Here is a 26,999-nt window from a genome sequence, read left to right as displayed (position 1 = left end):
ACCATGGACGTCCACGTCGTCGATCATCCGCTCGCCAAGGCCCGCCTCTCCACCATGCGCGACGCCCGCACCGACAGCGCCGCCTTCCGCGCCGCGCTGCACGAGCTGACGATGATGCTGATCTACGAAGCCACGCGCGACGCGCCCGTGCGGGTGGAGCGCATCCACACGCCGGTCGCCCGGACCGACGGCTACCGGCTCGCCAATCCGCCGTTGCTGGTGCCGGTGCTCCGCGCCGGGCTGGGGATGGCCGACGAGGCCCACAAGCTGATCCCCGACGCCCAGATGGGCTTCGTCGGGCTCGCCCGCGACGAGGAGACGCTGCAGCCGACGCCGTACCTCGAATCGCTGCCGGAGTCGCTCGGCGGGCGGCCGGTGCTGGTGCTCGACCCGATGCTCGCCACCGGCGGCTCGATGGCGTACACGATCCGCCTGCTCATCGACCGCGGCGCCACCGACGTGACCGCGATCTGCGCGCTCGCCGCCCCGGAGGGCATCCGGCACCTGGAGGAGTCCGGCATGCCGGTCCGGGTGGTCACGGCCAGCATCGACGAGCGGCTCAACGACTCCGGCTTCATCGTCCCCGGCCTCGGCGACGCGGGTGACCGGCAATACGGAGCCGTCTAGAACAGCGCCGTCTAGACCGTGCGCAGCCAGCCCCGGCCGTTGGCGCGCAGGGCGGCTTCGTAGGCGCCGCTCACGTCGAAGCCCGGCGGCAGATTCCCGTTGATCTCCAGCGAGACCATGCCGTGCGCGATGCCCCACGACGATGCCGCGATGCGTTCGGCGGGTTCGTCGGTGAACACGCCCTCGGCGATGCCCGCGCGGATGGTTTCCAGCAGCGGGTTCATCGTCGACCGCGCCAGTTCGGTGGACGATTCGTCCGGTTCGAAGCCGGGCACGGCCTTGGTGAACATGATCGAGTACATGTGCGGGTCGGCCAGCGCGCTGGCCCGGTAGGCCAGACCGAGCGAGACCAGGTCCTCGAAGTGGTCACCGGTCCGCACGATGGCCGCCAGCCGCTTCTCGAAGCGCGCGAACCCTTCCTCGTACAGCGCGCTGATCAGGTCGGGCTTGCTGCCGAACAGCGAGTACACCGCGGTCGTCGAGGTGCCGGCGTCCTTCGCGAGCCGTCGCAGGCTCAGCGCGCCGGGGCCCTCGCCGGAGAGCAGTTCCCCGGCGCGGTCGAGCAGCCGGACGCGGAGGCCGTCGTCGTGGGTTCTGGGGCGGGCCATGCGCGCAGCGTAACGCCACCCGCCGGTCCGCGGGCCCGGAACGGGATTTGACCTGGAGTGCACTCCAGGTCGTACCGTCGTGACATGAGCTTCTCGATAGCCGAGGCCGCCCGCCGGAGTGGCCTGTCGATCGACACCCTCCGGTACTACGAGCGCATCAAGCTGCTCGAGGCCCCGGCCAGGGACACGGCCGGGCGCCGCGCCTACTCCGACGACGACCTGACCTGGCTTGGCTTCCTGACCAAGCTCCGCACCACGGGCATGCCCATCCGGATGATGCGCGAATACGCCTCGCTGCGCCGCCACGGCCCGGCCAGCGCCGGTCGCCGCAAGGCCATCCTGGTCGAGCAGCGCCGCTCGGTCCGCGAGCGCATCGCCGAACTGCAGGGCTGCCTCGAGGTGCTCGACTACAAGATCGACAACTACGACCAGATCGAGCGCAAGTTCACCAACCAGAATGCTCCCACCCGTCTCCCACCACCACCCTCAACGGAGGCGCTGCGCGCCCAGTCTGATTCTATAAAGGAGACCGCGTGACCAAGAGTAAGAAGCTCGGCGAGCTGACCGTCGGCGCACAGGGCCTGGGCTGCATGGGGATGAGCTCCGGCTACGGCGTGCGCGACGACGACGCCGAGTCGATCGCCACCATCCACCGCGCCCTGGAACTGGGCGTGAACCTGCTCGACACCGCCAACGTCTACGGCGCGGGCGCCAACGAGGAACTCGTCGGGCGGGCCATCGCCGACCGGCGCGACCAGGTCGTGCTGGCCACCAAGTTCGGCATCGTCTGGGGCGAAGACGGCGCCATGGGTGCCAGGGGCGACGCCGGTTTCGTCCGCCAGAACTGCGAGGACTCGCTGCGACGGCTCGGCGTCGACCACATCGACCTCTACTACCAGCACCGGGTGGACCCGGACACGCCGGTCGAGGAGACCTGGGGCGCGCTGGCCGGGCTGGTCGCCGAGGGCAAGGTCCGCTACCTGGGGATCTCCGAAGCGAGCGCGGCGACCATCCGGCGCGCGCACGCGGTGCACCCGGTGACGGCGCTGCAGAGCGAGTGGTCCCTGTGGACCCGTGGCATCGAAGGCGAAATCCTCGGCACCTGCCGTGAACTCGGCATCGGCATCGTGCCGTTCTCGCCGCTGGGCCGCGGGTTCCTGACCGGCAACATCACCTCGGTGGACAGCCTGCCCGCCGACGACATGCGCCGCGGCTTGCCCCGGTTCAACGACGGCAACCTGGAGCGCAACCTCGCCATCGTCGACGCGCTGCGGGCGCTCGCCGAGGAGAAGGGTGTCACCGCCGGGCAGCTGGCGCTGGCCTGGGTGCAGCACCACGGCGACGACGTGGTGCCGATCCCGGGTACCAAGCGGCGCAAGTACCTGGAGGAGAACGCCGCGTCCGTCGAGATCGAACTGTCCGAAGAGGACATCGCGGCGATCGAGGCGGCCGCACCGGCCGACGCCGTGGCCGGGGAGCGCTACCCCGAGCAGTTGGCCCGCGCGGCGGGGAAGTGAGCTGATGGAGGACCGCAAGCTGGGCTCGCTGACCGTCTCCGCCCAGGGGCTCGGCTGCATGGGCATGAGCGAGTTCTACGGCCAGGGCGACGACGCCGAGTCGATCGCCACCATCCACCGCGCGCTCGACCTGGGCGTGACCCTGCTCGACACCGCCGACATGTACGGCTTCGGGCGCAACGAGGAACTGGTCGGGCGGGCCATCACCGATCGGCGCGAGCAGGTCGTGCTGGCCACCAAGTTCGGCATCGTGCGCGACGAGCACGACCCGCTCAAGCGTGGCGTGCGCGGTGACCCGGACTACGTGCGGGACGCCGCGGAGGCTTCGCTGCGACGGCTCGGCGTGGACCACATCGACCTCTACTACCAGCACCGGGTGGACCCGTCGGTGCCCGTCGAGGAGACCGTGGGCGCGATGGCCGAACTGGTCACCGCGGGCAAGGTGCGGCACCTCGGGCTGTCCGAGGCGGGTGCCGAGACGATCCGCCGGGCACACGCCGTGCACCCGATCACCGCGCTCCAGACGGAGTGGAGCCTGTGGTCGCGGGACCTGGAGGACGAGATCGTGCCGGTGTGCCGCGAACTCGGCATCGGCGTCGTGCCGTACTCGCCGCTCGGGCGCGGGCTGCTCACCGGGCGCTTCAAGTCCAAAGAGGACTTCGGCGCCGGTGACTTCCGGCAGGAGAGCCAGCCGCGCATGGCGGACGGCAACCTGGAGCGCAACCTCGAACTGGTGGCGAAGCTGCGTGAGCTGGCCGAGCGCAAAGGGGTGACGGCGGGTCAGCTGGCGCTGGCTTGGGTGCAGGCGCGCGGTGACGACGTGGTGCCGATCCCGGGCACGAAGCGGCGAAAGTACCTGGAGGAGAACGTCGCCGCCGCAACGCTTGAACTGTCCACGGAGGACATCCGGGAGGTGGAGCGCGCCGTGCCGCGGGAGGCCGTCGCCGGAGCGCGCTACCCCGAAGCCGGCCTACGCCTGGTCGGCCGCTGACCCCGATGCCGTGAATGTGGCTTTCACAGCGGAAATCGCCGTGAAAGCCACCTTCACGGCATTCTCAGAGGTGGGCGGCCACGGTGGTGGCGGCTTGGGTGAGGGCGACGGTGGTCTGCTCACGGGTGGTCAGGCTGCGCACGGTGACGTTCCCGGCGTCCCAGTCCTCCTGGCCCACGATGACCACGGCCCGCGCACCCGCCTTGTCCGCGCGGGTCATTTCCTTGCCCAGCTTCCGGTGTTCCAGCGGGCTGGAGGTGCGCAGCCCGGCCGAGCGCAGTCGTGACGCGACCGTGCGCGCGGCGCCGGTCAGCTCGGCGGTCACCGGGATCACGGCCACGTCGTATTCGCTGCGCGGTGAGGGCACCAGCCCGTGCGTGGTGAGGAAGTCGATCAGGGTGACGTCACCCATGCCGAACCCGATGCCCGGGATCTCCTTCGCGGTGAACAACCCCGCGAGATCGCTGTACCGGCCGCCGCCGAACAACGCGCGGTTGTTCTCCGGCGAGGTGTCGAACACCTCGAACACCGTGCCGGTGTAGTACGCCAGCCCGCGCACGATCAGCGGGTCGTACTGCACCAGGTCCGCGGCTTCGCTGCGCAGCACCTGCACCAGGTTGGACGCGTCCTTGACCTCGGCGGGCAGCTCGTCCAGCAGGGCCGGGCCCGCGCCCAGCGTCTCGGCCAGGCGCGCGAACTGCTTGTCGCTCAGCCCGATCTCCTCGGCGTCCGCGGCCAGCTTGTCCCTGTCGTACTTCTCCCACCGGTCCACCAGCGAGTACACCGCGGCCAGGTGTTCCGCGGGCACTCCGGCGAGGTCGGTCAGCGCGCTGGCCAGCAGCGTGCGGTCGTTCGCGCGGACCGCGTACATGTCCCGCGTGGCGCCGAACTCGCCGAGCAGCGCGTGGACGACCTCGAAGATCTCGATCTCGCAGCTGGCCGCGTCCGAGCCGAAGATGTCCACGTTGAGCTGCCAGTGCTCGCGCACGCGGCCACGCTGCGGGCGCTCGTAGCGGTGGCAGTTCGGGTGGCTGTACCAGCGCACCGGGAACTGCAGCGAGCCCGCGTTCCCGGCGATCATCCGCGCCACCGACGGGGTCATCTCCGGGCGCAGCGCCAGGCGGCGGCCACCGCGGTCGGTCAGCGTGTAGAGCTGCTGGTCGGCGATCTCCTGGCCGGACTTGGCCTCGTAGATCTCCGCGGACTCCAGGATCGGGCCGTCGTAGCGCTGGTAGCCGAAGCGCTCGACCACGTCGTAGAGATGGCCGAACACCTGCGTCCGGACGGACATCTCCGCGGGGAGGAAGTCCCTGGTCCCCCGGTACGGGGTGGTCGGCAGGTACTCGGGCACGATCGATCCTTCGACTAGGCCTACGGGGCGGCCCCAACTCTAGCTTTCGGCCCGATGAGCAGGGCGAGCAGCGCCCCGCCCGCGCAGATGAACGCGGTGATGAAGAAGATCTCGCCGTACTGGTCCAGCAGTGCCTGTTTCAGCGCGGTGGTGTACCTGGCCAGCGCCACCTCGTACTCCTGCGGCGACGCGTACAGCAGGCTGATCGGCGCGTTGAGGTCCGCGGTCAGCTCGTGGAACCGGTGCAGCCCCCATGCGGACAGCGCCGCGACGCCGACCAGCATCCCGGTCATCCGCGCCACCACCACGCCCGCCGACGCGACGCCGTGCTGCTCCGGCGGGGTCACCCGCAGCACCGCCGAGGACAGCGGCGCGATGACCAGCCCGAGCCCGAACCCGGTGAGCACCAGGTCCACGTCGAGCCGGGGCAGGCCGAGCACGCCGCGCGCGGCCAGCACGTCCAGCGGCCAGGAGGAGATCAGCAGGAACCCGGCCGCGGCGATCAGCAGCCCGGCGAAGGCGACCCAGCGTTCCCCGAGCCGCGAAGACACGAGCCCGCCGACGACGGCGCCGATCGGCAGTGCGATGAGGAACCGCAGGAGCAGCAGCACGCTGCCCTGGTCGTCCCGCCCGAGCAGGGTCTGCGAGAACAGGTCCACGTCGACCAGCGTGACCATCAGCGCGGCCCCCGCCGCGACGGAAGCGCCGAGCGTGGCGAAGAACGGCCCGAGCCGCAGCCCGGTCGTGTCGATGAGCCGGACCTTCGCCCGTTTCTCCCAGACGAGGAACGCCACCAGCACCACGGCCGCCGCCGCGAGCACCGGCCAGCCCCAGCTGGGCAGCACCTGCTCGCGCGGGTTCGGGTTGTACAGCCCGACCACCAGCAGCGCGAGCGTCGCCGCCAGCAGGCTCGCGCCGACCACGTCCGCCTTCGGCCGCGGACCTTCCCGCCGGCCGCTCGCGGGCAGCGAGAACCACACGGCGACCATCGCGAGCACGGCCAGCGGCACGTTCACCCAGAACACGCCTCGCCAGTCGGTCAGCGCGGACAACGCGATGCCGTACACCGGGCCGAGCACGCTGCCCAGTTCCTGCGCGCCGCCGACCACGCCGAGCACGGTGGCGCGGCGGCGTTCCGCCCACAGGTCGGCGGCCAGCGCCATGGTCACCGGCAGCAGCGCACCACTGGCCACGCCCTGGACCACGCGCCCGGCGACGAGCACCTCGATGCCGTCGGCCAGCGCGGTGATCGCCGACCCGGCCAGGAACCCGGCGAGGCACAGCTGCAGCAGTGGTTTGCGGCCGAACCGGTCGGACGCCTGGCCGAGCAGCGGCATCGCGGCCACGTACCCGAGCAGGTAGCCGGTGACCACCGGGGTGACCTGCTCGAGGCGGTTCACCGGGATCTGCAGGTCGTCGATGATCTGGCGGAGCAGGCCGATCACCACGTAGGTGTCGAGCGCGCCGAGCAGGACCGCGAGGCCGCCGGCGCCGATCGCGCTCGCCCGGCCGCGGCGGGTGGGGGTGCTCACGCCGGCGGGGTCACCGTGACCGGCTTGTCCACATCGGACAGCTTCACGTCGACCGAGGCGTTGTCCGGGAACCGCGCGGTGGCCTTGACCGGCAGCTTGGTGTCCTTGGCCAGCCAGAAGCTGACCTCGGCGTCGGCCTGCACGCCCGGCAGGAGCGAGACCAGCACGTCCTTGCCGACCTGGCCGGTGACCTTCCAGGTGGCCGTGCCGTCGACGTCCTCTTCGGCCTCGGTCTTCGGGTTCTGCAGGCTGGAGACCAGCTTCGCGATGCCGCGCTGCGGGTCCAGGATGGCCGACGGGTCGTAGACCGAGGCGCCGATGACCGCCGGGAACTTCTGGAACGAGCCGGTCGGGCCCTTGAGGTAGAAGGAGTCCTCGACCACCACGAACTCGGCCTCGATCAGCTGCCCGTTGACCTCGATCTTGCCGGTGCCCTTGGCCGCCCCGGTGGGGCCGCCCTCCTTGGTCAGGTCGCCGTCGAGGCTCTGCACGCTCAGCCCGGTGATCGAGCCGTTCACCTGGAGCGAGAAGTGCGTGCTCCGGATCGCCGAGGTGGCGGCGGTGGCCTCTTGGACAAGTTGTTCCGCTGGCGGGAAGGAACTGGTGTCCGGCTCGTCGGACGAACAGCCGGTGGTGGCCGCGACGGCGAGCGCGAGCGCTCCGAGGAGGATTCGGCGCATGAGCATGCGTGCATCGTAGGGCCGCCGGGGATGCGGCGGAGCATTGATTGCCGCTTTCCGGTCCCCACCCGCCCTGCGCCGAACCGCCCAGTCGATGATGCTCTGCGTAACGAAGCGATTGCCCAGCGTGGCGACGCGATCTACCATCGAACTCGCTCCGGGGACGGAGGGGGTGGCCATGGCTGGTAAGGACCGGAGGCTCACGTGGCTGCTCTCCGCGAGTTCGGCGTCGAACCTGGGCGACGGGGTGGGCAAGGTGGCGTTCCCGCTGCTGGCCGCCACGCTGACCAGGGATCCGCTGCTGATCGCGGGGTTGTCGGCCACGCAGTTCCTGCCGTGGCTGCTGTTCGCGCTGCCGGTCGGCGCGCTGCTCGACCGGGTGGACCGGCGGCGCGCGATCGTCGTCGCGAACGCCACCCGCGCGCTGCTGGTCGGCACGCTCGCCGGGCTGGTGCTGGCCGGGGCGGTGTCCATCTGGGTGGTCTACGCGTTCGGGTTGCTGCTCGGCGTGGTGGAGACGGTCGCGGACAGCGCGGCGAACGTGCTGATCCCCGCGGTCGCCGGGAAGGACGAACTGGAGAGTGCGAACAGCAAACTGCAGGCGGTCGAGGTGGTCGGGCAGAACTTCCTCGGCGGGCCGCTGGGCGGGGTCGCGTTCGCCTTCTTCGCCGCGTTCCCGTTCCTGCTGAACTCGGCCGGGTTCGCCCTCGCCGCCGCGTTGCTGCTGGGCATCTCCGGCAGCTACCGGCCCGCCGCGGCCGAGCCCGGTTCGGTGCGCGTCCGGATCGCGGACGGGGTGCGCTGGCTGCGGGGCAACCCGTTCCTGTCACGGCTGGTGCTCGTCGCCGGGGCGACCGCGTTGCTGACCGAGATGCCGATGGCCCAGCTGGTCCTCTATGGACTCCAGGACCTGCGGCTGAGCGAGGTGGTGTTCGGGGTGTTCGCCTCGGGTGCCGGGGTCGGCGGGCTGCTCGGGGCCGCGGTGGCACCCCGGCTGATCTCGCGGTTCGGCCGCCGGTGGGTGCTGCTGGGCGGGCTGTTCGTGATGGCCCTGTTGTTCACCGGACTGGGATTGCTGGCGTACCCGGTGGTGGCCGGGGTGCTGTACGGCCTGTTCGGCGCGGCGGTGGTGGTGGTCAACGTGGTGCTCGGCACGCTGCGTCACGTGCTCGTGCCGAGCGAGTACCTGGGGCGCGTCATGGGTGCCTGGCGGACCGTGGTGTGGGGCGCGGTGCCGCTGGGTGCCCTGCTCGGCGGGCTGGCCGCGTCCGTGCTGGGCAGCGCGAGCGCGACCTTCGTGCTGTCCGGGGTGCTGCAGGTGGTGCTGGTGTTCGTGGCGGCATGGGTGCTGCGCGGCCGGACGGCGGAGTTCGCCGCGAAACCGGAGCCCGCCTGGCACGACGGCTGACGCGGCCGGAAAGAACAAGACTGTTCCTCCGCGGGATCCCCGCGCATCCTCGACGGCATGACCAGCGGGGAAATCGCCTTCGAGCAGGCCTACCTGACGGATCTCCACGAGCGGGTGGACGTGTTGCGCCAGCAGGCCGCGGCGCGGGAAGCCACCGAGTTCTGGCGTGGGGAACTGGCGCGCCTGGCGTCCGTGGAGGACGGGTTGTGCTTCGGACGGCTGGATCTGCGCGACGGCAGCCGTGTCTACATCGGACGGTTGGGGTTGTTCGAGGACGACGAGCCGTTGCTGCTCGACTGGCGTGCCCCGGCGGCCCGGCCGTTCTACACGGCGACCGCGGTCGACCCCCACGGCGTGCGGCGCCGACGCCGCATCACCACCCGGGGGCGGACCGTGGTCGCCCTCGACGACGAACTGCTCGACGCCGAGACCGGAGGCGACGACCTGGTCGGCGAGGGCGCGCTGCTGGCGGCGCTGACCGCGGACCGCACCGGCCGGATGCACGAGATCGTGACGACGCTGCAGGCCGAACAGGACCGGATCGTGCGCGACGGGCACCACGGGGTGCTGGTGGTGCAGGGCGGTCCCGGCACCGGCAAGACGGCGGTCGCGCTGCACCGGCTGGCCTACCTGCTCTACACCCAGCCACAGCTGCGCGGTCGTGGCGTGCTGGTGCTCGGCCCCAGCCGCGTGTTCCTGGACTACATCGGCCAGGTCCTGCCCGGGCTCGGCGAGCACACCGTGGTCACCGCGACCCTGGCCGGGCTGTGGCCGGGCAACCCGGCCGAGTGGGTCGAATCCGCCGAGGTCAAGGGACGGGCGGACATGGCAGACCGGGTGGCCGCCGCGGTGCACGCGAAGGTGCGGATACCCGGTGAGGTCGTCGAAGTCGAGTTCGAGCAGCAGGTGCTCCGGCTGGAACCGCGCACCTGCCGTCGTGCCGTGGATTCCGCCAGGGCGCGAGGACTGCCGTACAACCAGGCGAAGCTCGTCTTCGATCAGGAGATCGTGGACCGGCTCACGCGCGACTTGGCCGACCGCATGGAAAGCGTCGTGCTGACGGAGTCGGGCGAGGCCATCGACGGTGGCAGCGCCGACGGCCGGTTGAGCGCGGCCGACCTGCGTGCGCTGGCGGCCGCGGGTGTGGTGGTCGACCTCGACTTCGCGGGACCGCAGGACCTGCTGGACGACACCGATCGGGCTGGGCTGCGAGCCGCGTTGCTGGCCGATACCGGCGTCCGGCGCGTGCTCGACGAACTGTGGCCGCCGTTGACCGCCGAGCAGGTGATCACCGATCTGCTCGGCACGCCGGTCCGGAGCACCGCGGACCTGCCGCTGCTGGACGAGGCCGCCGCGGTGCTCGGCGAGCACGGCGTCACGACCTTCGGGCACGTGGTCGTCGACGAGGCGCAGGAACTGTCCGCGATGGACTGGCGGATGGTCGTGCGCCGGTGCCCCACCCGGTCGATGACCGTGGTCGGCGACCTGGCGCAGACCGGGAGCGCGGCGGGCGCGACCGGCTGGGCGGAGGTGCTGCGGCCGCACGTGGGCGACCGCTGGCGGCTGGCCCAGCTCACCGTCAACTACCGCACGCCGGCCGAGATCATGGCCGCCGCCGGCGACCTCTTCGCCGCGCACCACCCGGGATCGCGGCCACCTCGGTCGGTCCGCTCGACCGGGGAGCCGCCGTGGCGCGTGCGCACCACCCACGCCGAGTTGGCTCGCGTCGTCGCCGACCTGGCGGCGAGCCACGACGACGGCACCCTCGCGATCATCGCCCCACCTGAGCACCTGGACCGGCTCGCGGCGGTGCTGCCCGTCACCGTCCCGCCGGATCTCACGGACCCGGTCGTCCTGCTCACCCCGCGCGAAGCCAAGGGACTGGAGTTCGACTCGGTGCTGATCGCCGACCCGGCCGCCATCCTGAACGCCGGACCGCTGGGGCACAACGACCTCTACGTCGCCATGACCCGCGCCACGCGACGCCTCGGCGTCATCCACCCAGGCCCCTGCCCACCCGACCTGACCGACCTGACCGGACCGGACCGGCCGGACCGGCCGGACCGGCCGGACCAATGCTATGAGTGGGGCATTACTAGCGTTGAATGCAAGTAATGCCCCACTCATAGCATTGGCGGGGCGAGTCCCACACTCAGGCGCCCAAGTCCCACGTTCAGGCATCCGAACCCCGCACTCGCCGCACCCCGGCCGGACACGAATGTGGCTTTGGGGGCCGAATCCGCCCCCAAAGCCACATTCGTGTCCCGGTGGGGTGGCGGGGCTAGTCGGTCATCAGGGTGGCGGCGAGGGTGGCGCCGAGTTCCCAGCACGCGGCCAGGTCGTCCTTGCTCGGTTCACCGGTGACGGTGACCGCGGCGGCGGCCGGGGTCCAGCCCAGGCCGGTGGTGATGGACTCGATGCCGCGCACGGTGCCCGAGACGTCGTTCCCGCCGTGCACGTAGTACCCGAACGGGCGACCCTTCGTGGTGTCCAGGCACGGGTAGTAGACGGTGTCGAAGAAGTGCTTGAGCGCGCCGCTCATGTACCCGAGGTTCGCGGGCGTGCCCAGCAGGTAGCCGTCGGCGGCGAGCACGTCGGCGGCGGTGGTGGACAGGGCCGCCCGCCGGAAGACGTCGACGCCGTCGATCTCCGGGTCGGTGGCGCCCGAAACCACGGCCTCGAACATCGCCTGCAGGCCCGGCGAAGGGGTGTGATGCACGATCAGCAAGGTGGCCACCCCGCCATCCTCGGCTAATCTGGTGGTGACGCGAAAGGGGGAGCCGTGCTCGCGATCTCCGCGTTGCTCTTCCCGTCCTTGGCGGTCACCGCCGCCGACCTGCTCGGCAGTCCCGCCGCGCTGCTCGCGCTCGCCCTCGGTCTCGTGCTGGTCATCGCCGTCCACCAGGTGCACGGCTCCGACCTCGACCTCTGGGCGGTCCCCGCCCGCGGTCGCGCCAGCGCGCTGACCGAATGCGCCCGCCAGGCCGCCTTCCTGCGCCTGCGCGATCCCCGAGCGCCCGGCAGGCGACGACCACGCGCACCCTCCGCGGCCGTACCGGCCGCCTGACACCTCGTCGCAGCGGCCACTCCCGGTCCGTTTTTTCCGCTTGAACAAACCCCGGAAAGAGTGCTGCGCAAAAATGTTCGAATTCCTCGACGTGCCGGTTTCCGGCGCGCTGTTCCTGGTGGACCGCTTCGCCGGATTCATCGACCCCGTCACCGCGCCGATCAGCGTCGCGCTGACCATCGTGCTGTTCACCGCCGTCATCCGCCTGCTGCTCCTGCCGTTGAGCATGGCGGCCGTGCGCGGGGAGAAAGCCCGCGCGAAGCTCATGCCCGAACTCAAGCAATTGCAGGACAAGCACCGGAACGATCCCGAGAAACTGCGTGCGGCCGTGGCCGATCTGCAACGCGAGTCCGGCACTTCCTTCTTCGCCGGGTGCCTGCCGTCACTCGCGCAGATCCCGTTCTTCATGGTGATGTACCGGCTGTTCGCCTTCCCCACGGTGAACGGGCAGCCGAACCCGCTGCTCGACGACACCCTGTTCGGCACGCCGCTCGGCGCGCACTTCACCGGCGCGACCGGGCCGGTGTTCTTCGGCCTGTTCGCGCTGCTGGCGGTGGTCGCCTGGTGCTCGTCACGCTGGCAGGCGAAGCTGATGGCGGACAACCCGGCGCCCGGCGGCGCACTGCTGCGGCTGCTGCCGTTCGGCACGCTGCCGGTGGCCGCGTTCGTGCCGCTGGCCGCCGGGCTCTACCTGCTCACCACGACCACGTGGACGCTGGTGGAGCGCGCCCTGCTCCGCCGGGAACCCGGGGTCAGGCACCCAGTAGCGGGCTGAGGTCCGAGCGCAGGGCGGCCAGCCGGTCGGCCGCCCCGCGCCGGGCGTCCGCCAGCGCGTCGGCGTCCGCCACCGGTTCGGCGACCTCCAGGTAGGCCTTCAGCTTCGGTTCGGTGCCCGACGGCCGGACGATCACCCGCAGGCCCTCACCACGCAGCCGCAGCACGTCGGCCTCCGGCAGCAGGTCCTCAGTGGACACTTCGAGTCCGGCCAGCTCCAAGGGCGGGGTGGCCCGCAGTTCGGCCATCACCGCGCCGATCCGGCTCAGGTCGGTCACCCGCACCGAGATCTGGTCGGTCAGGTACACGCCGTGCCGCACCGCCAGCTCGTCCAGTGAGTCCACAAGGGACTTCCCGGCGGCCTTCAGCGTGGCGGCCAGCCCGCAGGCGAAGGTGGCGGCGGCGATACCGTCCTTGTCGCGCACGAAATCCGGGTTCACGCACAGGCCGAGCGCTTCCTCGTAGGCGAAGACCAGCCCGTCCCCGGCCCGCGCGAGCCACTTGAAGCCGGTGAACGTCTCGCGGTACCGGGCGCCGTGCGCCTTCGCGATCTCGGCCAGCATCGATGACGACACGATCGTGGTGGCGACCAGCGGGTCCGGTGCGGACCCGGTTTCCAGCACGTGCGAGCCCAGCAGCACGCCGGTTTCGTCACCACGCAGCATCCGCCACGAGCCGTCCCGGTCACGCACCCCCAGCGCGCACCGGTCGGCGTCGGGGTCCAGCGCGATGGCCAGATCGGCGTTCTTCGCTTCCGCCAGTTCGAGCAGCAGATCCGTCGCGCCCGGTTCCTCCGGGTTCGGGAAGGAAACCGTCGGGAAGTCCGGATCGGGTTCCGCCTGCTCGGCGACGAAGTGCACGTCGGTGAACCCGGCGCGGCTGAGCGCGGCTTCGAGCGGCCCGGCGCCGACGCCGTGCAGCGCGGTGGCGGCCACGCGCAACTCCCGCTCCGGTCCACGGGGGAGCGCGGCGACCTTGCCGAGGTACTCGTTCAGCACCTCGTCGCCGAAGGTGCGGTAGCCCTGCTCGCGTGGCACGGAAACCGCGCCGGGCGCCGCCGCGATCGCCGCTTCGATCCGCGCGTCGGAGGGCGGCACGATCTGCACGGCGGTGCCGTCGTAGAGCTTGTACCCGTTGTCCGCCGGGGGATTGTGCGAAGCGGTGATCTGGATCCCCGCCACCGCGGCGAACCGCTTGACCGCGAACGCGAGCACCGGCGTCGGCAACGGTCCTGGCAGCATCCGCACGTCGAACCCGGCCGCGGTGAGCACCTCGGCGGCGGCGGTCGCGAACTTGCCGGAGCCGTGCCGGGCATCCCGGCCGATCACCACGGTGCCGCCGTCGCGGCCGTCCTCGACCAGCCAGCGCGCCACGCCCGCGGTGGTCCGGACCACCACGGCGGTGTTCATCCCGTTGGGCCCGGCTCGCACCGGCCCGCGCATGCCGGCGGTGCCGAATTCGAGCGGGCCCGCCATCCGGTCCTCGAGTTCGGCGAGCGCGCCTGCCTCGCCGCCCATCGCCCGTGCCAGCACCTGCTGCAGTTCGGTGCGGGTGTCCGCGTCGACGTCGTCGGCGATCCAACGGAAGGCGCGGTCGCGCAGTTCGGGAGTCAGCTTCACGGAGTTCACCCTACGGCCGTGGCAGCCGCCGGACAGAATGGCTACGCTCGACCCAGTGCGAATTATCTTCTCGAGTTTGGCCACATTCGGGCATTTCTACCCGTTGATCCCGCTGGCGAAGGCCGCGGTGGAAGCCGGGCACGAAGTCGCGTTCGCCACGGGGGAGCAGTTCCACCCGACGCTCACCGCCTTGGGGATCGAGCCGCTGACCGCGGGCATGGACATGCGGGCGGTGATGGCCGAAGCCAGCGGCAAACCGGACCACGACCCGCGCGAAACCCGGGCGAACGCCACGCCCGAGGAGCTGGAGGCGCTGATCAGCCGCGGCTTCGGCACGGTGCTGCCCCGCCGGTACATCGACGACCTCGGACCGGTGCTGGCCGAGCGGAAGCCCGATCTGGTGGTGCAGGAGGTCGGCGCCGCGGGGGCCGCGTTCGCCGCCATGCTCGCCGGGATCCCGGTGGTCGGGCACGGTTTCGGCCGCGTGAGCACGGACGACAGCACGGCCCGCGCGATCGTGCGTGAGCAGCGCGAGTTCGCCCGTGGCCTCGGCCTGGACCTGTCCGACGCGCAGGCGTTCGGCCTGCCGTTCGTCGACATCTGCCCGGTGTCCTTGCAGGACAAGAGCTTCCTCGCATCGGCCGACCGGATCGAGCTGCGCCCGGTGCCGTTCGCCAAGCCGGGCCCGCTGCCCGCGCTCGCCCGCGCCGACCGCCCGCGCCCGCTGGTCTACCTCACCCTCGGCACCGCCTTCGGCGCGGCCGACCTGCTGCGCGAGGCGATCGCCGGGCTGGCGCCGCTGGACGCCGACGTGCTGGTCGCGGCCGGTCCCACCGTCGACCTCGACGCGATCGGCGAGCTGCCGGACAACGTGGTCGTCGAGTCCTGGGTGCCGCAGGCGGACCTGCTGCCGTACACCGATCTGGTGGTGCACCACGGCGGCAGCGGCACCACGCTCGGCGCGCTGGCCGCCGGGGTGCCGCAGCTGTGCCTGCCGCAGGGCGCCGATCAGTTCACCAACGCCGATGCGGTGCTGCGCGTCGGCGCCGGTGACCGGCTGCTCGCCGGTGAACTGGGCGGCATCACGGACAAGGCACGGGTGCTGCTGTCCGATGTGGACGTCCGGGACGCCGCGCGGGCACTGGCCGAGGAAATCGCGGCCATGCCGTCCCCCGTCGAGGTCGCGCGGCGCCTGCCGGAGTACGTCAAGCCCGCGTGAGCAGCTCGCGGAGCAGGGCGCCCATGCGCTCGGCGGCGGCCTGCCCCGCTTCGAGCACTTCCTGGTGGTTGAGCGGGGCGCCGGTGATGCCCGCGGCCAGGTTCGTCACCAGTGACAGGCCGAACACCTCGACCCCGGCCGCGCGGGCGGCGATCGCCTCCAGCACGGTCGACATGCCGACCAGGTCCGCGCCCAGGGTGCGCAGCATCCGGATCTCGGCCGGGGTCTCGAAGTGCGGCCCGGGGAAGCCCGCGTAGACGCCCTCTTCCAGGCTCGGGTCGATCTCCTTGGCGATCGCCCGCAGGCGCGCCGCGTACAGGTCGGTCAGGTCGACGAAGTTCGCGCCGACGATCGGGGAACGGGCGAGCAGGTTGATGTGGTCGGAGATGAGCACCGGCTGGCCGACCTCGAAGCCCTGGCGCAGCCCGCCCGCGGCGTTGGTCAGCAGGACGGTCTTGGCCCCGGCCGCGGCCGCGGTGCGCACGTTGTGCACCACCGGGTCGACGCCCTTGCCCTCGTACAGGTGGGTGCGGCCGAGCAGGATCAGCGCGCGCTTGTCGCCGACCCGGACCGAGCGGGCGGTGCCGCCGTGGCCGACCGCGCTGGGCGCGACGAACCCGGGGAGCTCGCCGAGCGGGATCTCCGCGTCGGCCTCACCGATGACGTCCGCGGCCGGGCGCCAGCCCGAGCCCAGCACGACCGCGATGTCGTGGTTGTCGACCCCGGTACGCGCGGCGATCGCCGCGGCAGCCGCCGCGGCCTGTTCTTGAGTCATGCGGGGGAGCCTAGAGGCCGCGCTAGTCGCCCGGGTCGAAGGTGGGCTTGATGCGGTCGAACAGCTCCCGCCGCCCCGAGTCCTCCTGCTCGGTGGGCACGGTGATCCGCACCGACCACAGGCTGCTGCCCCGGCGGAACACGTGCGCGAACGTCGTCCGCCCCATGCTGCCCGCGCCCGCCCCGTCCTCGCGCGTGCGGTAGGCCAGCAGCAGGTCCTCCGGCTGGCCCTGGGTCGGGGTGTACTCGTAGATCCGGAACGCCTCCGGCGCCCAGCCCACCTGCAGCCCGGTGACGTAGGTGTCGATCTTGCCCGCGGGGAAGTCCGCGAACCGCTCCACGCTCAGCGTCTGGCGGCCGTCGACCGAGACGTACTGCACCAGCGTGCTCGGCGGCAGCGGCTTGCCGGGGCGCTGGGTGACGAAGGTGGACCAGTCGCGCGGGACGTCCACCGAGAACAACCCGCCCGTGGTGCCCTTGAGGTTGGTGGCGTCGCCGTTGCGGGTGGCCAGGTCGGCCAGCGGGGGCGCGGACAGGCTCGGCTTGACCAGCGGATCGGGCGGCGCGAGCGACTGCGCGGCCATCACCCTGGTCAGCACGAACCCCCCGGCGGCGGCCGCGAGGAACAGCAGCACCACGGCGATGGTCAGCGCGGTACCGGCCAGCGCCCCACGGCCGGCGGGCTTCTCGACCACCGCGGTCGCGGGAGCCGAAGCCGCGACCGGACTCGGCGCCGGAGCCGCGGCCTGGTCGGGAACGGCGAACGGCAGCGGGCCCGGGTCGGGCGCCAGCGAGGGACCATCCCCACGGGAATCGGGGGCGGTCTTCGCCGGTTCCGCCGGTGCGATCGGCTGCGGGGCGATGACCTGGGTGTCCCCGCCGTCGAGGTGGTCTGGATCGCGCGGGGTGGGCGGTCCCTCGAACAACGAGGCCGCGAACAACGCGTCGCGCGGGGTGGTCAGCAGCGGGTGCAGCCGCCGCCGGACCTCCGCCAGCGAAAGCCGCTTCTTCGGCTCCTTCGCCATCAGCCCGCGGATGATCGGCTCCAGCGGACCGGGCGAGGGCTTGGGCACCTTGCCGTGCACGACCTCGGTGACCGTCTGCAGCGGATCGCCGTTCACGTCGTACGGCGGGCGCCCTTCGAGCACCGCGAACAGCGTCGCGCCCAGGCCCCACAGGTCGGCGGCGTGGCTGACCTCGCCACCGGAGGCGACCTCCGGCGCGATGTAGGCCGGCGAGCCCAGCATCATCCCGGTGCTGGTCATCGTCGCTTCCGAGACGTTGCGCGCGATGCCGAAGTCGGTCAGCTTGATCCGGCCGTCCTCGGCGACGAGCACGTTGCCCGGTTTGACGTCACGGTGGGTGATGCCCGCGGCGTGCGCGGCCTCCAGCGCGGCGGCCACCGCGTCGGCGATCGCGGCCGCCTGCTCGGTGCTGAACGCGCCGTGGTCGCGCATCAGCGTGGCGAGGCTGTGCGAGGGCAGCAACTCCATCACCACGAACGGTTCGCCGTTCTCCCTGGCGACGTCGTGCAGGATGATTACGTTCGGGTGCGAGAGCACGGCGATCGCCCTGGCTTCGCGCAGGGTGCGTTCGCGCAGCTCGTCGGCCTGCGCGACCTGGACCCCCGGCGGCAGGCGGACCTCCTTGACCGCGACCGGGCGGTGCAGGAACTCGTCGTAGGCCGCCCACACGGTGCCCATCGAGCCGGAGCCGAGCACCGATCGCAACCGGTACCGCCCGGCGACTACACGTGACTCTTCGGCAGGGGTGGACACGGGTCTCATTCTGGCGGATCACCCACCCGGGAAGGTGGCCGGACACCCCGTTCGGACGGGACGAGCATCACAGGTAGGGGGTGTTCTCGGGCCTTACCATCAATGCGTATGGCACAGGGCGAAGCTCGGTTGAGGGTGGCGGTGGGCGACGGGAGGGCGGAGAACGTGGCTGAGAAAGCCGGGTCGGCGCCGACCCCGGCCGAGCCGGAGGAGCCGGGCAGGCTGGACCTCGCCGCGGAGTTCCCCGCCGCCGACCAGCGGCAATGGCGGGAACTCGTCGCCGGTGTGCTGCGCAAGAGCGGCGCGCTGAAGGAGGACTTCGACGGCCTCCCGGAGAGCCTGCTGAACACCCGCACCTACGACGGGTTCGACATCCGGCCGCTCTACACCGCCGAGGACACCGCCCCGCCCGCCGGCTTCCCCGGCCTGCCGCCGTTCGTCCGCGGCGGGGAGCCGGAAGGCCACGTCGCCACCGGCTGGGACCTGCGGCAACTGCACTCCGGCACCGATCCGGTCGCCGCGAACAAGGCCATGCTCGCCGACCTCGAGGGCGGCGTCACCTCGCTCTGGCTGCGCGCCGGGTCCGGCGGCGTCCCGGTCGGGAAGCTGGCCGACGCGCTCAACGGCGTATACCTCGAACTGGCGCCGGTCGTGCTGGACGCGGGCGCCGAGTACGAGGCCGCCGCCGAGGCGCTGCTCGAAGTGTTCCGCGAGCGCGAAATCCCGGCGAGCGCGGTGGTCGGCGGGATCGGGGCCGACCCGATCGGCCTGCGGGCGCGCACCGGCGAGGCACACGACGTCCGCCCGGCCGCGGCCATGGCGGCCCGGTTGAGCGGGCCGTACCCCAAGCTGTCTTCGCTGGTGGTCAGCGGCCTGCCGTACCACGAAGCCGGTGGCTCGGACTCCCAGGAACTGGGCGCGGGGGTCGCCGCGGGCGTAGCCTACCTGCGCGCGCTCACCGAAGCCGGGCTGAGCGTGGACGCCGCGGCGGCGCAGCTGGAATTCCGGTTCGCCGCCGGTTCCGACCAGTTCATGACCATCGCCAAACTGCGTGCCGCGCGGAAGCTCTGGGCGCGCGTCACCGAGGTTTCCGGCGCGGACGTCAGCGCGCGCGGCATGCGCCAGCACGCCGTCACCTCGCCCGCCATGTTCACCCAGCGCGACCCGTGGGTGAACATGCTGCGTGGCACGGTCGCCTGCTTCGGCGCCGCGGTCGGCGGCGCCGACGCGATCACCGTGCTGCCGTTCGACGCGGCGATCGGGGAGCCGGACGCCTTCGCCAGGCGGATCGCCCGCAACACCAGCGTGATCCTGCACGAGGAATCGCGCCTGGGCGGGGTGATCGATCCGGCGGGCGGGTCCTGGTACGTGGAGAACCTGACCGACGCGCTGGCCAAGGCCGCCTGGGCGGAGTTCACCTCGATCGAGGAGGCGGGCGGTGTCGAGTCCGCTTTGGACTCCGGATTCCTGGGTGAGCGCCTCGCCGCCACGTGGGCCACGCGTTCCCTGCGGATCGCCCGGCGCAAGGACGCGATCACCGGGGTCAGCGAATTCCCCAACCTGGCCGAGAAGCCGGTCACCCGCGTCAAGTCCACAGTGGAGCCCGATGGTGGGCTGCCACGCATCCGGTACGCCGAGGCGTTCGAGCGGCTGCGTGACCTTTCGGACGCACAAGCCGAGCGCCCCAAGGTTTTCCTGGCCACGCTGGGTCCGATCGCCGCGCACACGGCACGAGCCGGCTTCGCGGCGAACCTCTTCGCCGCGGGTGGCATCGAATCGGTCAATGCGGGTGCCACCGCGTCCACAGAGGACGTGGTGAAAGCCTTCAACGACAGCGGCGCGCGGATCGCCTGCCTCTGCGGGACCGACAGCCAGTACGCGGAACAGGCCGCCGAGGTGGCCGCCGCGCTGAAGGCCGCGGGCGCCGGACGGGTGCTGCTGGCCGGTCGCGGCGACCACGCCGATGTGGACGAGAACCTCTACGCCGGTTGCGACGCGCTCGCCGTGCTGACCGGCACCCTCGCCGAGCTGGGAGTCGAGTGATGGCCATCCCGAACTTCGCCGGTGTCCCGCTCGAGGGAACCGAATCGACCGCCACCCACGCCGACTGGGCGCAGGCGCTGCAGGATCGCACCGGCAAGGGCCCGGACGCGCTGGCCTGGGAGACCCCGGAGGGCATCGGCGTCAAGCCGGTCTACACCGCCGACGATCTGTCCGATGTGGACTTCCTGGGCACCTACCCCGGCATCGCGCCCTACCTGCGCGGGCCGTACCCGACGATGTACGTCAACCAGCCGTGGACCGTCCGGCAGTACGCCGGGTTCTCCACCGCCGAGGAGTCCAACGCCTTCTACCGGCGCAACCTGGCCGCCGGGCAGAAGGGCCTCTCGGTCGCCTTCGACCTGGCCACCCACCGCGGGTACGACTCCGACCACCCGCGCGTGTCCGGTGACGTCGGCATGGCGGGCGTGGCGATCGACTCGATCTACGACATGCGCCAGCTCTTCGACGGCATCCCGCTGGACAAGATGAGCGTGTCGATGACGATGAACGGCGCCGTGCTGCCGGTGCTGGCGCTGTACGTGGTGGCGGCCGAGGAGCAGGGCGTGCCGCCGGAGAAGCTCGCGGGGACCATCCAGAACGACATCCTCAAGGAGTTCATGGTCCGCAACACCTACATCTACCCGCCGCAGCCGTCGATGCGGATCATCTCCGACATCTTCGGCTACACCTCGCAGCACATGCCGCGGTACAACTCGATCTCCATTTCCGGCTACCACATGCAGGAAGCCGGGGCGACCGCCGATCTGGAACTGGCCTACACGCTGGCCGACGGCGTCGAGTACATCCGCGCCGGGGTGGACGCCGGGCTGGACGTGGACAAGTTCGCGCCGCGCCTGTCGTTCTTCTGGGCGATCGGGATGAACTTCTTCATGGAGGTCGCGAAACTGCGGGCGGCGCGGCTGTTGTGGGCGAAGCTGGTGAAGCAGTTCGACCCGAAGTCCCAGAAGTCGTTGTCCCTTCGGACGCATTCGCAGACGTCGGGCTGGTCGCTGACCGCGCAGGACGTCTACAACAACGTCGCGCGCACGTGCGTCGAGGCGATGGCGGCCACGCAGGGGCACACGCAGTCGTTGCACACCAACGCACTGGACGAGGCGCTCGCGCTGCCGACGGACTTCTCCGCCCGCATCGCCCGCAACACCCAGCTGATGCTGCAACAGGAATCCGGCACCACGCGCGTGATCGACCCGTGGGGCGGCAGCGCGTTCGTCGAGCGGCTGACCTACGACCTGGCGCGCAAGGCGTGGGCGCACATCGACGAGGTCGAGTCGGCAGGCGGCATGGCTCGCGCGATCGACGCCGGCATCCCGAAGCTGCGCATCGAGGAGGCGGCCGCGCGCACGCAGGCGCGGATCGACTCCGGCCGCCAGCCGGTGATCGGGGTCAACAAGTTCCAGGTCGCCGAAGACGAGCAGATCGACGTGCTCAAAGTGGACAACGCCGGAGTTCGCGCGCAGCAACTGGAAAAGCTGCGGCGGCTGCGCGAGGAGCGGGACGAAGAGTCCACACAGGACGCTCTGCGGCGGCTGACCGCCGGTGCCGAGTCCGACGGCAACCTGTTCGCACTGGCCATCGACGCGGCACGGGCGAAGGCGACCGTCGGCGAGATCTCCGACGCGCTGGAGCGCATCTGGGGGCGGCACTCCGGGCAGATCCGTACCATTTCCGGGGTGTACCGGGAGGAAGTCGGCAAGTCCGGGAAGGCGCCCAACGTGGAGAAGGCACGCGAAGAAGTCGAGGCCTTCGCCGAGGCGGAGGGCAGGCGGCCACGCATCCTGGTGGCGAAGATGGGCCAGGACGGGCACGACCGCGGCCAGAAGGTGATCGCCACCGCGTTCGCCGACATCGGCTTCGACGTGGACGTGGGCCCGCTGTTCTCCACGCCCGCCGAGGTCGCGCGGCAGGCGGTGGAAGCCGACGTGCACATCATCGGCGTGTCCTCGCTGGCCGCCGGGCACCTTTCGCTGGTGCCCGCGCTGCGGTCGGAACTGGCCGAACTGGGCCGCGAGGACATCATCGTGGTGGTCGGCGGCGTGATCCCGCCACAGGACTACGACGAACTGCGCGAAGCGGGCGCGGCGGCCATCTTCGGGCCCGGCACGGTGATCGCGGACGCGGCGCTGGACCTGCTCGAGCAGCTCAACGCGCAGCACTCGTAGGCCCGCATGCCACGGACCATCGACGTCACCGCGTACGCCAAGGGCGTGCTGGCCGGTGACCGCGGCCTGCTGTCGAAGGCGATCACGCTGGTCGAGTCGCAGCGCGCCGACCACCGCGGGCAGGCGCAGGACCTGCTGGTGGAACTGCTGCCGCACGCCGGTGGCGCGCAGCGGATCGGCATCACCGGTGTCCCCGGCGTCGGCAAGTCGACTTTCATCGACCAGCTGGGGACCGAGCTGACCGAGGCCGGGCACAAGGTCGCGGTGCTCGCAGTCGACCCGTCGTCCACCAGGACCGGCGGCAGCATCCTCGGCGACAAGACCCGGATGGCGCGGCTCTCGGTCGACCCGTCGGCGTTCATCCGCCCGTCGCCGACCTCGGGCACGCTCGGCGGCGTCGCCCGCGCCACCCGCGAGACGATCGTGCTGATGGAGGCGGCGGGTTACGACATCGTGCTGGTCGAGACGGTCGGCGTCGGGCAGTCCGAGGTGACCGTGGCGAACATGGTCGACTGCTTCCTGTTCCTCACCCTGGCGCGCACCGGCGACCAGTTGCAGGGCATCAAGAAGGGCGTGCTGGAGCTGGCCGACGTGATCGCGGTGAACAAGGCCGACGGCGACCACGAGCGCGAGGCCAAGCGCGCCGCGCGCGAGCTGTCCGGGGCGCTGCGGATGATCTACGGCCCCGAGGCGGACTGGACGCCACCGGTGCTGACCTGCAGCGCGCTGCACGGCGTCGGCCTCGGCACGGTGTGGGAGCAGATCGGCAGGCACCGGGACGCGCTGGCCGCTTCGGGCGAGCTCGCCGAGAAACGGCGCAGGCAGAACGTGGACTGGACCTGGGCGATGGTCCGGGAGCAACTGCTCGGCCGGTTGTCGGCGCACCCCGGCGTGCGGTCGGTGGTACCGGAGGTCGAGCGGGCGGTGCGCGAGGGCGAACTGACCGCGACACTGGCCGCCGAGCAGATCCTCGAGGCCTTCTCCGGGCCTGTCGGGTGACTCGCGGTCGCCGGGGCGGCACACTGAGGAGCAACCGTCCGTCGGAAAGGTTGCCGTCTTGATCACGAAGCTGCGCGGACTGCTGCCGGCCGTTCTGCTGGGCCTGCTGGTGCTGCTGCCCGCTCCCGCGTTCGCCGCGCCGGAACCGGTCGCCGCGGTGTCGGTGGTGCTCACCCAGGACCCGCCGCCGGGCCCGGTGCTCGACCCCGCCGAAAGCGACCGCGCCAACAACGAAAAGACCAAGAACCAGCTCATCGCGGGCGGAACCGCGGTGGTGCTGCTGGTGTTCGTGCTGTGGGGCAGGCGGGTGCGCGCCAAGCGCCGCAAGTCGGGCTGATCACCGTTCCAAGATCTACAGCCAGGCCGAATTCGGCTACGCCGTTCAACGCAGATCCACTACCGGCCGTCTCGCGGTGCTCGTGGCTCGAGTCCCGGGTCAGGCGCGTGGGGCAGGATCAAGGCAAATGCGTACGACTTTGCTCACATTTCGAACGGCAGGCCGGGTGCACGGCGCCCAGTTGGCCCGCGCTACGAACGGCGGTGCGGCGTGACAGTGCTCGACTCCCGGTGGGGTCGTCCAGGCGACAGCAGTGACGACGAAGGTGCCCCTTCGGGTGGCCCCGCCGCGCTGCTGACCCCTGTTGGCGTCAGCATGGCACCCGTGGGAGATGTCGGAAGTGGCCGCGGACCGTTCTGGCTGGATGCCTGGCTCGAGGAGAACGCGGCCGACGTGGTCGCCTGGCGGCGGCACATCCACGCGAACCCGGAGCTCTCCCGGCGTGAGTTCGCGACCACCGAACTGGTGATGAAGGTGCTGAGCGCGGCCGGGCTGAAGCCGTGGGTGCTGCCAGGTGGCACCGGCGTGCTGTGCGACATCGGCGAGGGGCCGCGCTGCGTGGCGCTGCGCGCCGACATGGACGCGCTGCCGCTGACCGAGGCGACCGGGCTGCCGTACGCGTCCACGGTCGACGGCGTGGCGCACGCCTGCGGGCACGACGCGCACACCACGATCCTGCTGGCCGCGGCGCTGGCGCTGAACTCGGCACCCGAGCTGCCCGGCCGGGTGCGGCTGATCTTCCAGGCCGCGGAGGAGGTCATGCCGGGCGGTGCGCTGGACGCGATCGCGGCGGGCGCGCTGAACGGCGTCGGCCGGATCTTCGGCCTGCACTGCGACCCGCGGCTGGCGGTCGGCAAGGTCGGCACCCGGGTCGGCGCGCTGACCTCGGCGGCCGACCTGGTCGAGCTGCGGCTGACCTCGCCGGGCGGGCACACCTCGCGCCCGCACCTGACCGCCGACCTGGTGCACGCGCTGGGCACGGTGATCACCTCGCTGCCTTCGGTGCTGTCGCGGCGGGTCGACCCGCGGTCGGGCACGGTGCTGGTGTGGGGCGCGGTGCACGCGGGTGAGGCGGCGAACGCGGTGCCGCAGGACGGCCTGCTGCGCGGGACCCTGCGCACGGCCGACCACGAGGTGTGGAGCACGCTGGAGCCGCTGGTCGCCGCTTCGGTCGAGTCGCTGCTGGCGCCGACCGGGGTGGGTTTCCAGCTGGACTACCGGCGTGGCGTGCCCCCGGTCGTGTCGGACCCGCTGTCCACCGATGTGCTGCGCGCCGGCGTCGAGGCGGCCCTCGGCGAGGACTCGCACGCGGCTACGGAGCAGTCGTCCGGCGGTGAGGACTTCGGGTGGTACCTGGAGCACGTGCCGGGCGCGTTCGCGCGGCTGGGCGTGTGGCCGGGCGAAGGCCCCATGCGTGACCTGCACCAGCCCACCTTCGAACTGGACGAACGAGCCCTGCTGGCCGGCGCCCGCGTCATGGTCCACACCGCCCTGGCCGCCCTCGCCTGACCCTCGTTCAGGAGCCCGAACCCCACGTTCGCGCACGCGAGTCCCACACTCGCGCGCCCGAACCCCACACTCGTGCAGCCGAACTCCACATTCAGGCAGCCGAACCCCGCACTCAGGGAGCCGAACCCCACACTCAGGGAGCCGAGTTCCCCAGTCGTGCCCGCAGTTGTCCACAGGCCCCGAGTTATCCACAGCCTGTGCAGAACTGCCTGGTGCCCACCCACCCCCGATGACACCGTGGACACGTGCTTCTGCTACCCGAGGGCCTCCACGGTGCCCACCTCCGAACCGACCTCCAGACCGCCATCGGCCAGGGTCGGCTGCGTACCGCCGTTGCGCAGGGCTCGCTCCAGTCGTATTCCCGATCTGTGCTGGTAGAGCGCCGACGAGCGGCTGAATTCCGTACCCGCGTCGCCGCCGCGCTGTTGTACGCGGGGCCTCAAGCCGCGCTCACCGGCGAGTCGGTTCTCGCGCTCGGCGGGCTCGCTTCGGCGTCGTCGAAACGCGTCGAAATCCTGGTCCCGTACACCCGCAAACTCCGCCGAAAACCGGGCTTAGTTATCCACAGCACCCAGTTCTCGGAGACCGATGTCAACACCTTCCAGGGCCTGCGCGTGATGACACCCGACTTCGCGCTCGCCGAGGTGTTGTGCCGTGACGGCTTCGCCTGCCTGGACGAAGCGCTGAGCCGGTATCCGGCCGACGATCGCGAAGCGGTCCGGGCCGCCGTGCTGACCAGGATCGCGGCCCGCCCGGACTCCCGGGGCAGTGCGCGCGCCCGATTCCTCGTCGACCTGGCCACCGGCTTGGCGGAGTCGCCGCCGGAAAGCTGGACGCTGCTGCTGATCGTCGATGCGGGCTGGCCACCGCCGCAGCCGCAGTTCGTGGTCAGGAATCTGGCGGGCCGTGAGCTCTACCGCCTGGGCCTGGCGTGGCCGGAGGCCCGCGTCGCCGTCGAATACGACGGCCACGCCGCCCACGAAGACAGACAAGAGCACGACGCCCTCCGAGACGAAGACCTCCGACGCCGCGGCTGGACGATCATCCACCTCACCGCCGCCGACCTGCGCGAGCCAACCCGCTTCCTCAGCGACCTGCACGCCGCCCTCACCCGCAGCGGCTTAGCCGCCTAACCCACCGCACGACCGTAGAACTCAACTACCCAACCGAGTGACCCCTAACTTTCGCCCTCCATCCCCTCTGCCCCCGCGCTTCCGCCCCACTCGCCCCACGCCCCACGCCCGCACTTCCGCTGCCGCCGCATTCGCCTCGCCCCCCCCCGCGCCTCCGCCGCTGCACTCCCCGCGCCCCCACTCACCGCAGTCTCCGAACCGCCGCTGCGCCCCACCCCCGCAACCCCGACCGCCGCTGTGCCCACTCATCAGAACCCCCGAACCAACCGCCGCCCCACCCACCCCGCGGCCCTCGACCCCCCGCCCGCCTTCGCCGAACTTTGGCGGTACCGGCCTCGCCCCCACCCGACCGCCTGGCCCGCTTACTCGCCCGTCGACCGAAGCTGCCCGAGCACGACCTCACGCCCCCGACCGCCGCCCCGCTCTCCGAGCGCGGAACTCGCCTGCCCGAACGTCGAACTCGGCTACCCGAATGTGGAACTCGCCTGCCGGAACGTGGGGTTCGGGTGTTCGAGTGCGGGACGCGCTTGCCGAACGTGGGACTCGGCTACCTGAACGTGGGGTTCGCCCGCCGGAACGTGGGACTCGGCTGCCCGAGTGTGGAACTCGCCTGCTGGAACGTGGGACTCGGGCGCCTGAGTGTGGGACTCGGTTGCCTGAGTGTGGGGCTCGCCGAGCGACCCGGCTGCCTTGGGCGGGATCGGGCCATGTGGCCTGGCGGGACGCATGCACTGGCCGCAGGCTCCGGGTGCCTGAGAAGGCCACGGCCGTAGGCCTCGGCTTCGGAGGCCGGGCTCATGTGCCCGAAGGTCGGGTGCAGGTGCGCGAACGCGGGGTTCGGGTGCCCGAACGT

23 protein-coding genes are annotated in these 26,999 nt (G+C 71.6%); 15 read left to right on the top strand and 8 right to left on the bottom strand.

From position 1 onward, the window contains the following. Nucleotides 1–3 precede the first annotated feature (3 nt). Nucleotides 4–627 (top strand): uracil phosphoribosyltransferase, encoded by a 624-nt coding sequence (gene upp / locus L3Q67_RS06315; RefSeq protein WP_206802930.1) that lies wholly within the window; start codon nt 4–6, stop codon nt 625–627. 11 nt (nt 628–638) lie between these two features. Here the strand turns inward: upp and L3Q67_RS06310 are convergent, their stop codons facing one another. Further along, a complete protein-coding gene (locus L3Q67_RS06310; protein WP_499188642.1) occupies nt 639–1,235 on the bottom strand; it encodes a TetR/AcrR family transcriptional regulator in 597 nt (198 codons plus the stop codon). Nucleotides 1,236–1,319: 84 nt separating this feature from the next. Between L3Q67_RS06310 and L3Q67_RS06305 the strand changes: the two genes are divergently transcribed. The 3 genes from L3Q67_RS06305 to L3Q67_RS06295 are packed head-to-tail and all read left to right on the top strand — an operon-like array spanning nt 1,320 to nt 3,743. Beyond that, nucleotides 1,320–1,772 (top strand): MerR family transcriptional regulator, encoded by a 453-nt coding sequence (locus L3Q67_RS06305; RefSeq protein WP_499188641.1) that lies wholly within the window; start codon nt 1,320–1,322, stop codon nt 1,770–1,772. A gap of 53 nt (nt 1,773–1,825) precedes the next feature. Continuing rightward, nucleotides 1,826–2,752: an aldo/keto reductase gene (locus tag L3Q67_RS06300; RefSeq protein ID WP_499191445.1), complete on the top strand. Its 927-nt coding sequence runs from the start codon at nt 1,826–1,828 to the stop codon at nt 2,750–2,752. A gap of 4 nt (nt 2,753–2,756) precedes the next feature. Then, nucleotides 2,757–3,743 carry an aldo/keto reductase gene (locus L3Q67_RS06295; protein WP_499188640.1) on the top strand — a complete coding sequence of 329 codons (987 nt, stop codon included), beginning with the start codon at nt 2,757–2,759 and terminating at the stop codon, nt 3,741–3,743. A gap of 64 nt (nt 3,744–3,807) precedes the next feature. On the opposite strand, the gene hisS is transcribed toward L3Q67_RS06295, so the two are convergent. The 3 genes from hisS to L3Q67_RS06280 are packed head-to-tail and all read right to left on the bottom strand — an operon-like array spanning nt 3,808 to nt 7,312. Next, nucleotides 3,808–5,094: a histidine--tRNA ligase gene (gene hisS, locus L3Q67_RS06290; RefSeq protein ID WP_499188639.1), complete on the bottom strand. Its 1,287-nt coding sequence runs from the start codon at nt 5,092–5,094 to the stop codon at nt 3,808–3,810. A gap of 20 nt (nt 5,095–5,114) precedes the next feature. Then, complete coding sequence (locus tag L3Q67_RS06285; protein ID WP_499188638.1) at nt 5,115–6,626, bottom strand: MFS transporter; 1,512 nt, start codon at nt 6,624–6,626, stop codon at nt 5,115–5,117. Then, nucleotides 6,623–7,312, bottom strand: coding sequence for a LolA-like protein (locus L3Q67_RS06280; protein WP_499188637.1), 690 nt, complete (start codon nt 7,310–7,312; stop codon nt 6,623–6,625). The genes L3Q67_RS06285 and L3Q67_RS06280 overlap by 4 nt, the downstream gene beginning before the upstream one ends. Before the next feature lie 172 nt (nt 7,313–7,484). Between L3Q67_RS06280 and L3Q67_RS06275 the strand changes: the two genes are divergently transcribed. After that, the gene (locus L3Q67_RS06275; protein WP_499188636.1) at nt 7,485–8,714 is read left to right on the top strand and encodes an MFS transporter; all 1,230 of its coding nucleotides are present in this window, start codon (nt 7,485–7,487) and stop codon (nt 8,712–8,714) included. A 57-nt stretch (nt 8,715–8,771) separates the two neighbouring features. Beyond that, complete coding sequence (locus L3Q67_RS06270) at nt 8,772–10,829, top strand: HelD family protein (protein ID WP_499188635.1); 2,058 nt, start codon at nt 8,772–8,774, stop codon at nt 10,827–10,829. 166 nt (nt 10,830–10,995) lie between these two features. Here the strand turns inward: L3Q67_RS06270 and L3Q67_RS06265 are convergent, their stop codons facing one another. Continuing rightward, on the bottom strand, nt 10,996–11,451 hold the full coding sequence (locus L3Q67_RS06265) for a flavodoxin family protein (protein ID WP_395900374.1): 456 nt from the start codon (nt 11,449–11,451) through the stop codon (nt 10,996–10,998). 45 nt (nt 11,452–11,496) lie between these two features. On the opposite strand from L3Q67_RS06265, the gene L3Q67_RS06260 reads away from it, so the two are divergent. Beyond that, a complete protein-coding gene (locus tag L3Q67_RS06260; protein ID WP_499188634.1) occupies nt 11,497–11,781 on the top strand; it encodes a DUF6412 domain-containing protein in 285 nt (94 codons plus the stop codon). A gap of 73 nt (nt 11,782–11,854) precedes the next feature. Further along, the gene (locus tag L3Q67_RS06255; RefSeq protein ID WP_499188633.1) at nt 11,855–12,556 is read left to right on the top strand and encodes a YidC/Oxa1 family membrane protein insertase; all 702 of its coding nucleotides are present in this window, start codon (nt 11,855–11,857) and stop codon (nt 12,554–12,556) included. On the opposite strand, the gene L3Q67_RS06250 is transcribed toward L3Q67_RS06255, so the two are convergent. Next, nucleotides 12,534–14,183 (bottom strand): phospho-sugar mutase, encoded by a 1,650-nt coding sequence (locus L3Q67_RS06250; protein ID WP_499188632.1) that lies wholly within the window; start codon nt 14,181–14,183, stop codon nt 12,534–12,536. The genes L3Q67_RS06255 and L3Q67_RS06250 overlap by 23 nt on opposite strands. Nucleotides 14,184–14,250: 67 nt before the next feature. Between L3Q67_RS06250 and L3Q67_RS06245 the strand changes: the two genes are divergently transcribed. After that, nucleotides 14,251–15,393: a glycosyltransferase gene (locus L3Q67_RS06245; protein WP_499188631.1), complete on the top strand. Its 1,143-nt coding sequence runs from the start codon at nt 14,251–14,253 to the stop codon at nt 15,391–15,393. Here L3Q67_RS06245 and L3Q67_RS06240 read toward each other — a convergent pair. Both L3Q67_RS06240 and L3Q67_RS06235 read right to left on the bottom strand, forming a co-directional pair. Continuing rightward, the gene (locus tag L3Q67_RS06240) at nt 15,380–16,168 is read right to left on the bottom strand and encodes a purine-nucleoside phosphorylase (RefSeq protein ID WP_499188630.1); all 789 of its coding nucleotides are present in this window, start codon (nt 16,166–16,168) and stop codon (nt 15,380–15,382) included. The two genes, L3Q67_RS06245 and L3Q67_RS06240, sit on opposite strands and share 14 nt — an antisense overlap. A gap of 22 nt (nt 16,169–16,190) precedes the next feature. Next, complete coding sequence (locus L3Q67_RS06235) at nt 16,191–17,954, bottom strand: serine/threonine-protein kinase (protein ID WP_499188629.1); 1,764 nt, start codon at nt 17,952–17,954, stop codon at nt 16,191–16,193. A gap of 156 nt (nt 17,955–18,110) precedes the next feature. Here L3Q67_RS06235 and L3Q67_RS06230 point away from each other — a divergent pair, with 156 nt between their 5' ends. The 6 genes from L3Q67_RS06230 (at nt 18,111) to L3Q67_RS06205 (ending at nt 26,146) form a co-directional block, all read left to right on the top strand. Continuing rightward, entirely contained in the window at nt 18,111–19,988 is a 1,878-nt protein-coding gene (locus L3Q67_RS06230) for a methylmalonyl-CoA mutase family protein (RefSeq protein WP_499188628.1), read from the top strand. Next, the gene (gene scpA, locus L3Q67_RS06225; protein WP_499188627.1) at nt 19,988–22,168 is read left to right on the top strand and encodes a methylmalonyl-CoA mutase; all 2,181 of its coding nucleotides are present in this window, start codon (nt 19,988–19,990) and stop codon (nt 22,166–22,168) included. The genes L3Q67_RS06230 and scpA overlap by 1 nt, the downstream gene beginning before the upstream one ends. A gap of 6 nt (nt 22,169–22,174) precedes the next feature. After that, the gene (gene meaB / locus L3Q67_RS06220; RefSeq protein WP_499188626.1) at nt 22,175–23,167 is read left to right on the top strand and encodes an ArgK/MeaB family GTPase; all 993 of its coding nucleotides are present in this window, start codon (nt 22,175–22,177) and stop codon (nt 23,165–23,167) included. Between the two features lie 58 nt (nt 23,168–23,225). Further along, the gene (locus L3Q67_RS06215) at nt 23,226–23,504 is read left to right on the top strand and encodes a hypothetical protein (protein ID WP_499188625.1); all 279 of its coding nucleotides are present in this window, start codon (nt 23,226–23,228) and stop codon (nt 23,502–23,504) included. A 210-nt stretch (nt 23,505–23,714) separates the two neighbouring features. Then, nucleotides 23,715–25,013, top strand: a complete 1,299-nt coding sequence (locus L3Q67_RS06210; protein ID WP_499188624.1) for a zinc-binding metallopeptidase family protein — start codon at nt 23,715–23,717, stop codon at nt 25,011–25,013. Nucleotides 25,014–25,381: 368 nt separating this feature from the next. Further along, nucleotides 25,382–26,146 carry an endonuclease domain-containing protein gene (locus tag L3Q67_RS06205; RefSeq protein WP_499188623.1) on the top strand — a complete coding sequence of 255 codons (765 nt, stop codon included), beginning with the start codon at nt 25,382–25,384 and terminating at the stop codon, nt 26,144–26,146. Nucleotides 26,147–26,999: the final 853 nt, after the last annotated feature.

Origin of the sequence: Saccharothrix sp. AJ9571 (genome assembly GCF_021725495.1) — a bacterium.
Taxonomy (GTDB): domain Bacteria; phylum Actinomycetota; class Actinomycetes; order Mycobacteriales; family Pseudonocardiaceae; genus Amycolatopsis; species Amycolatopsis magusensis.
This window is presented reverse-complemented; position numbering and strand designations above follow the sequence as displayed.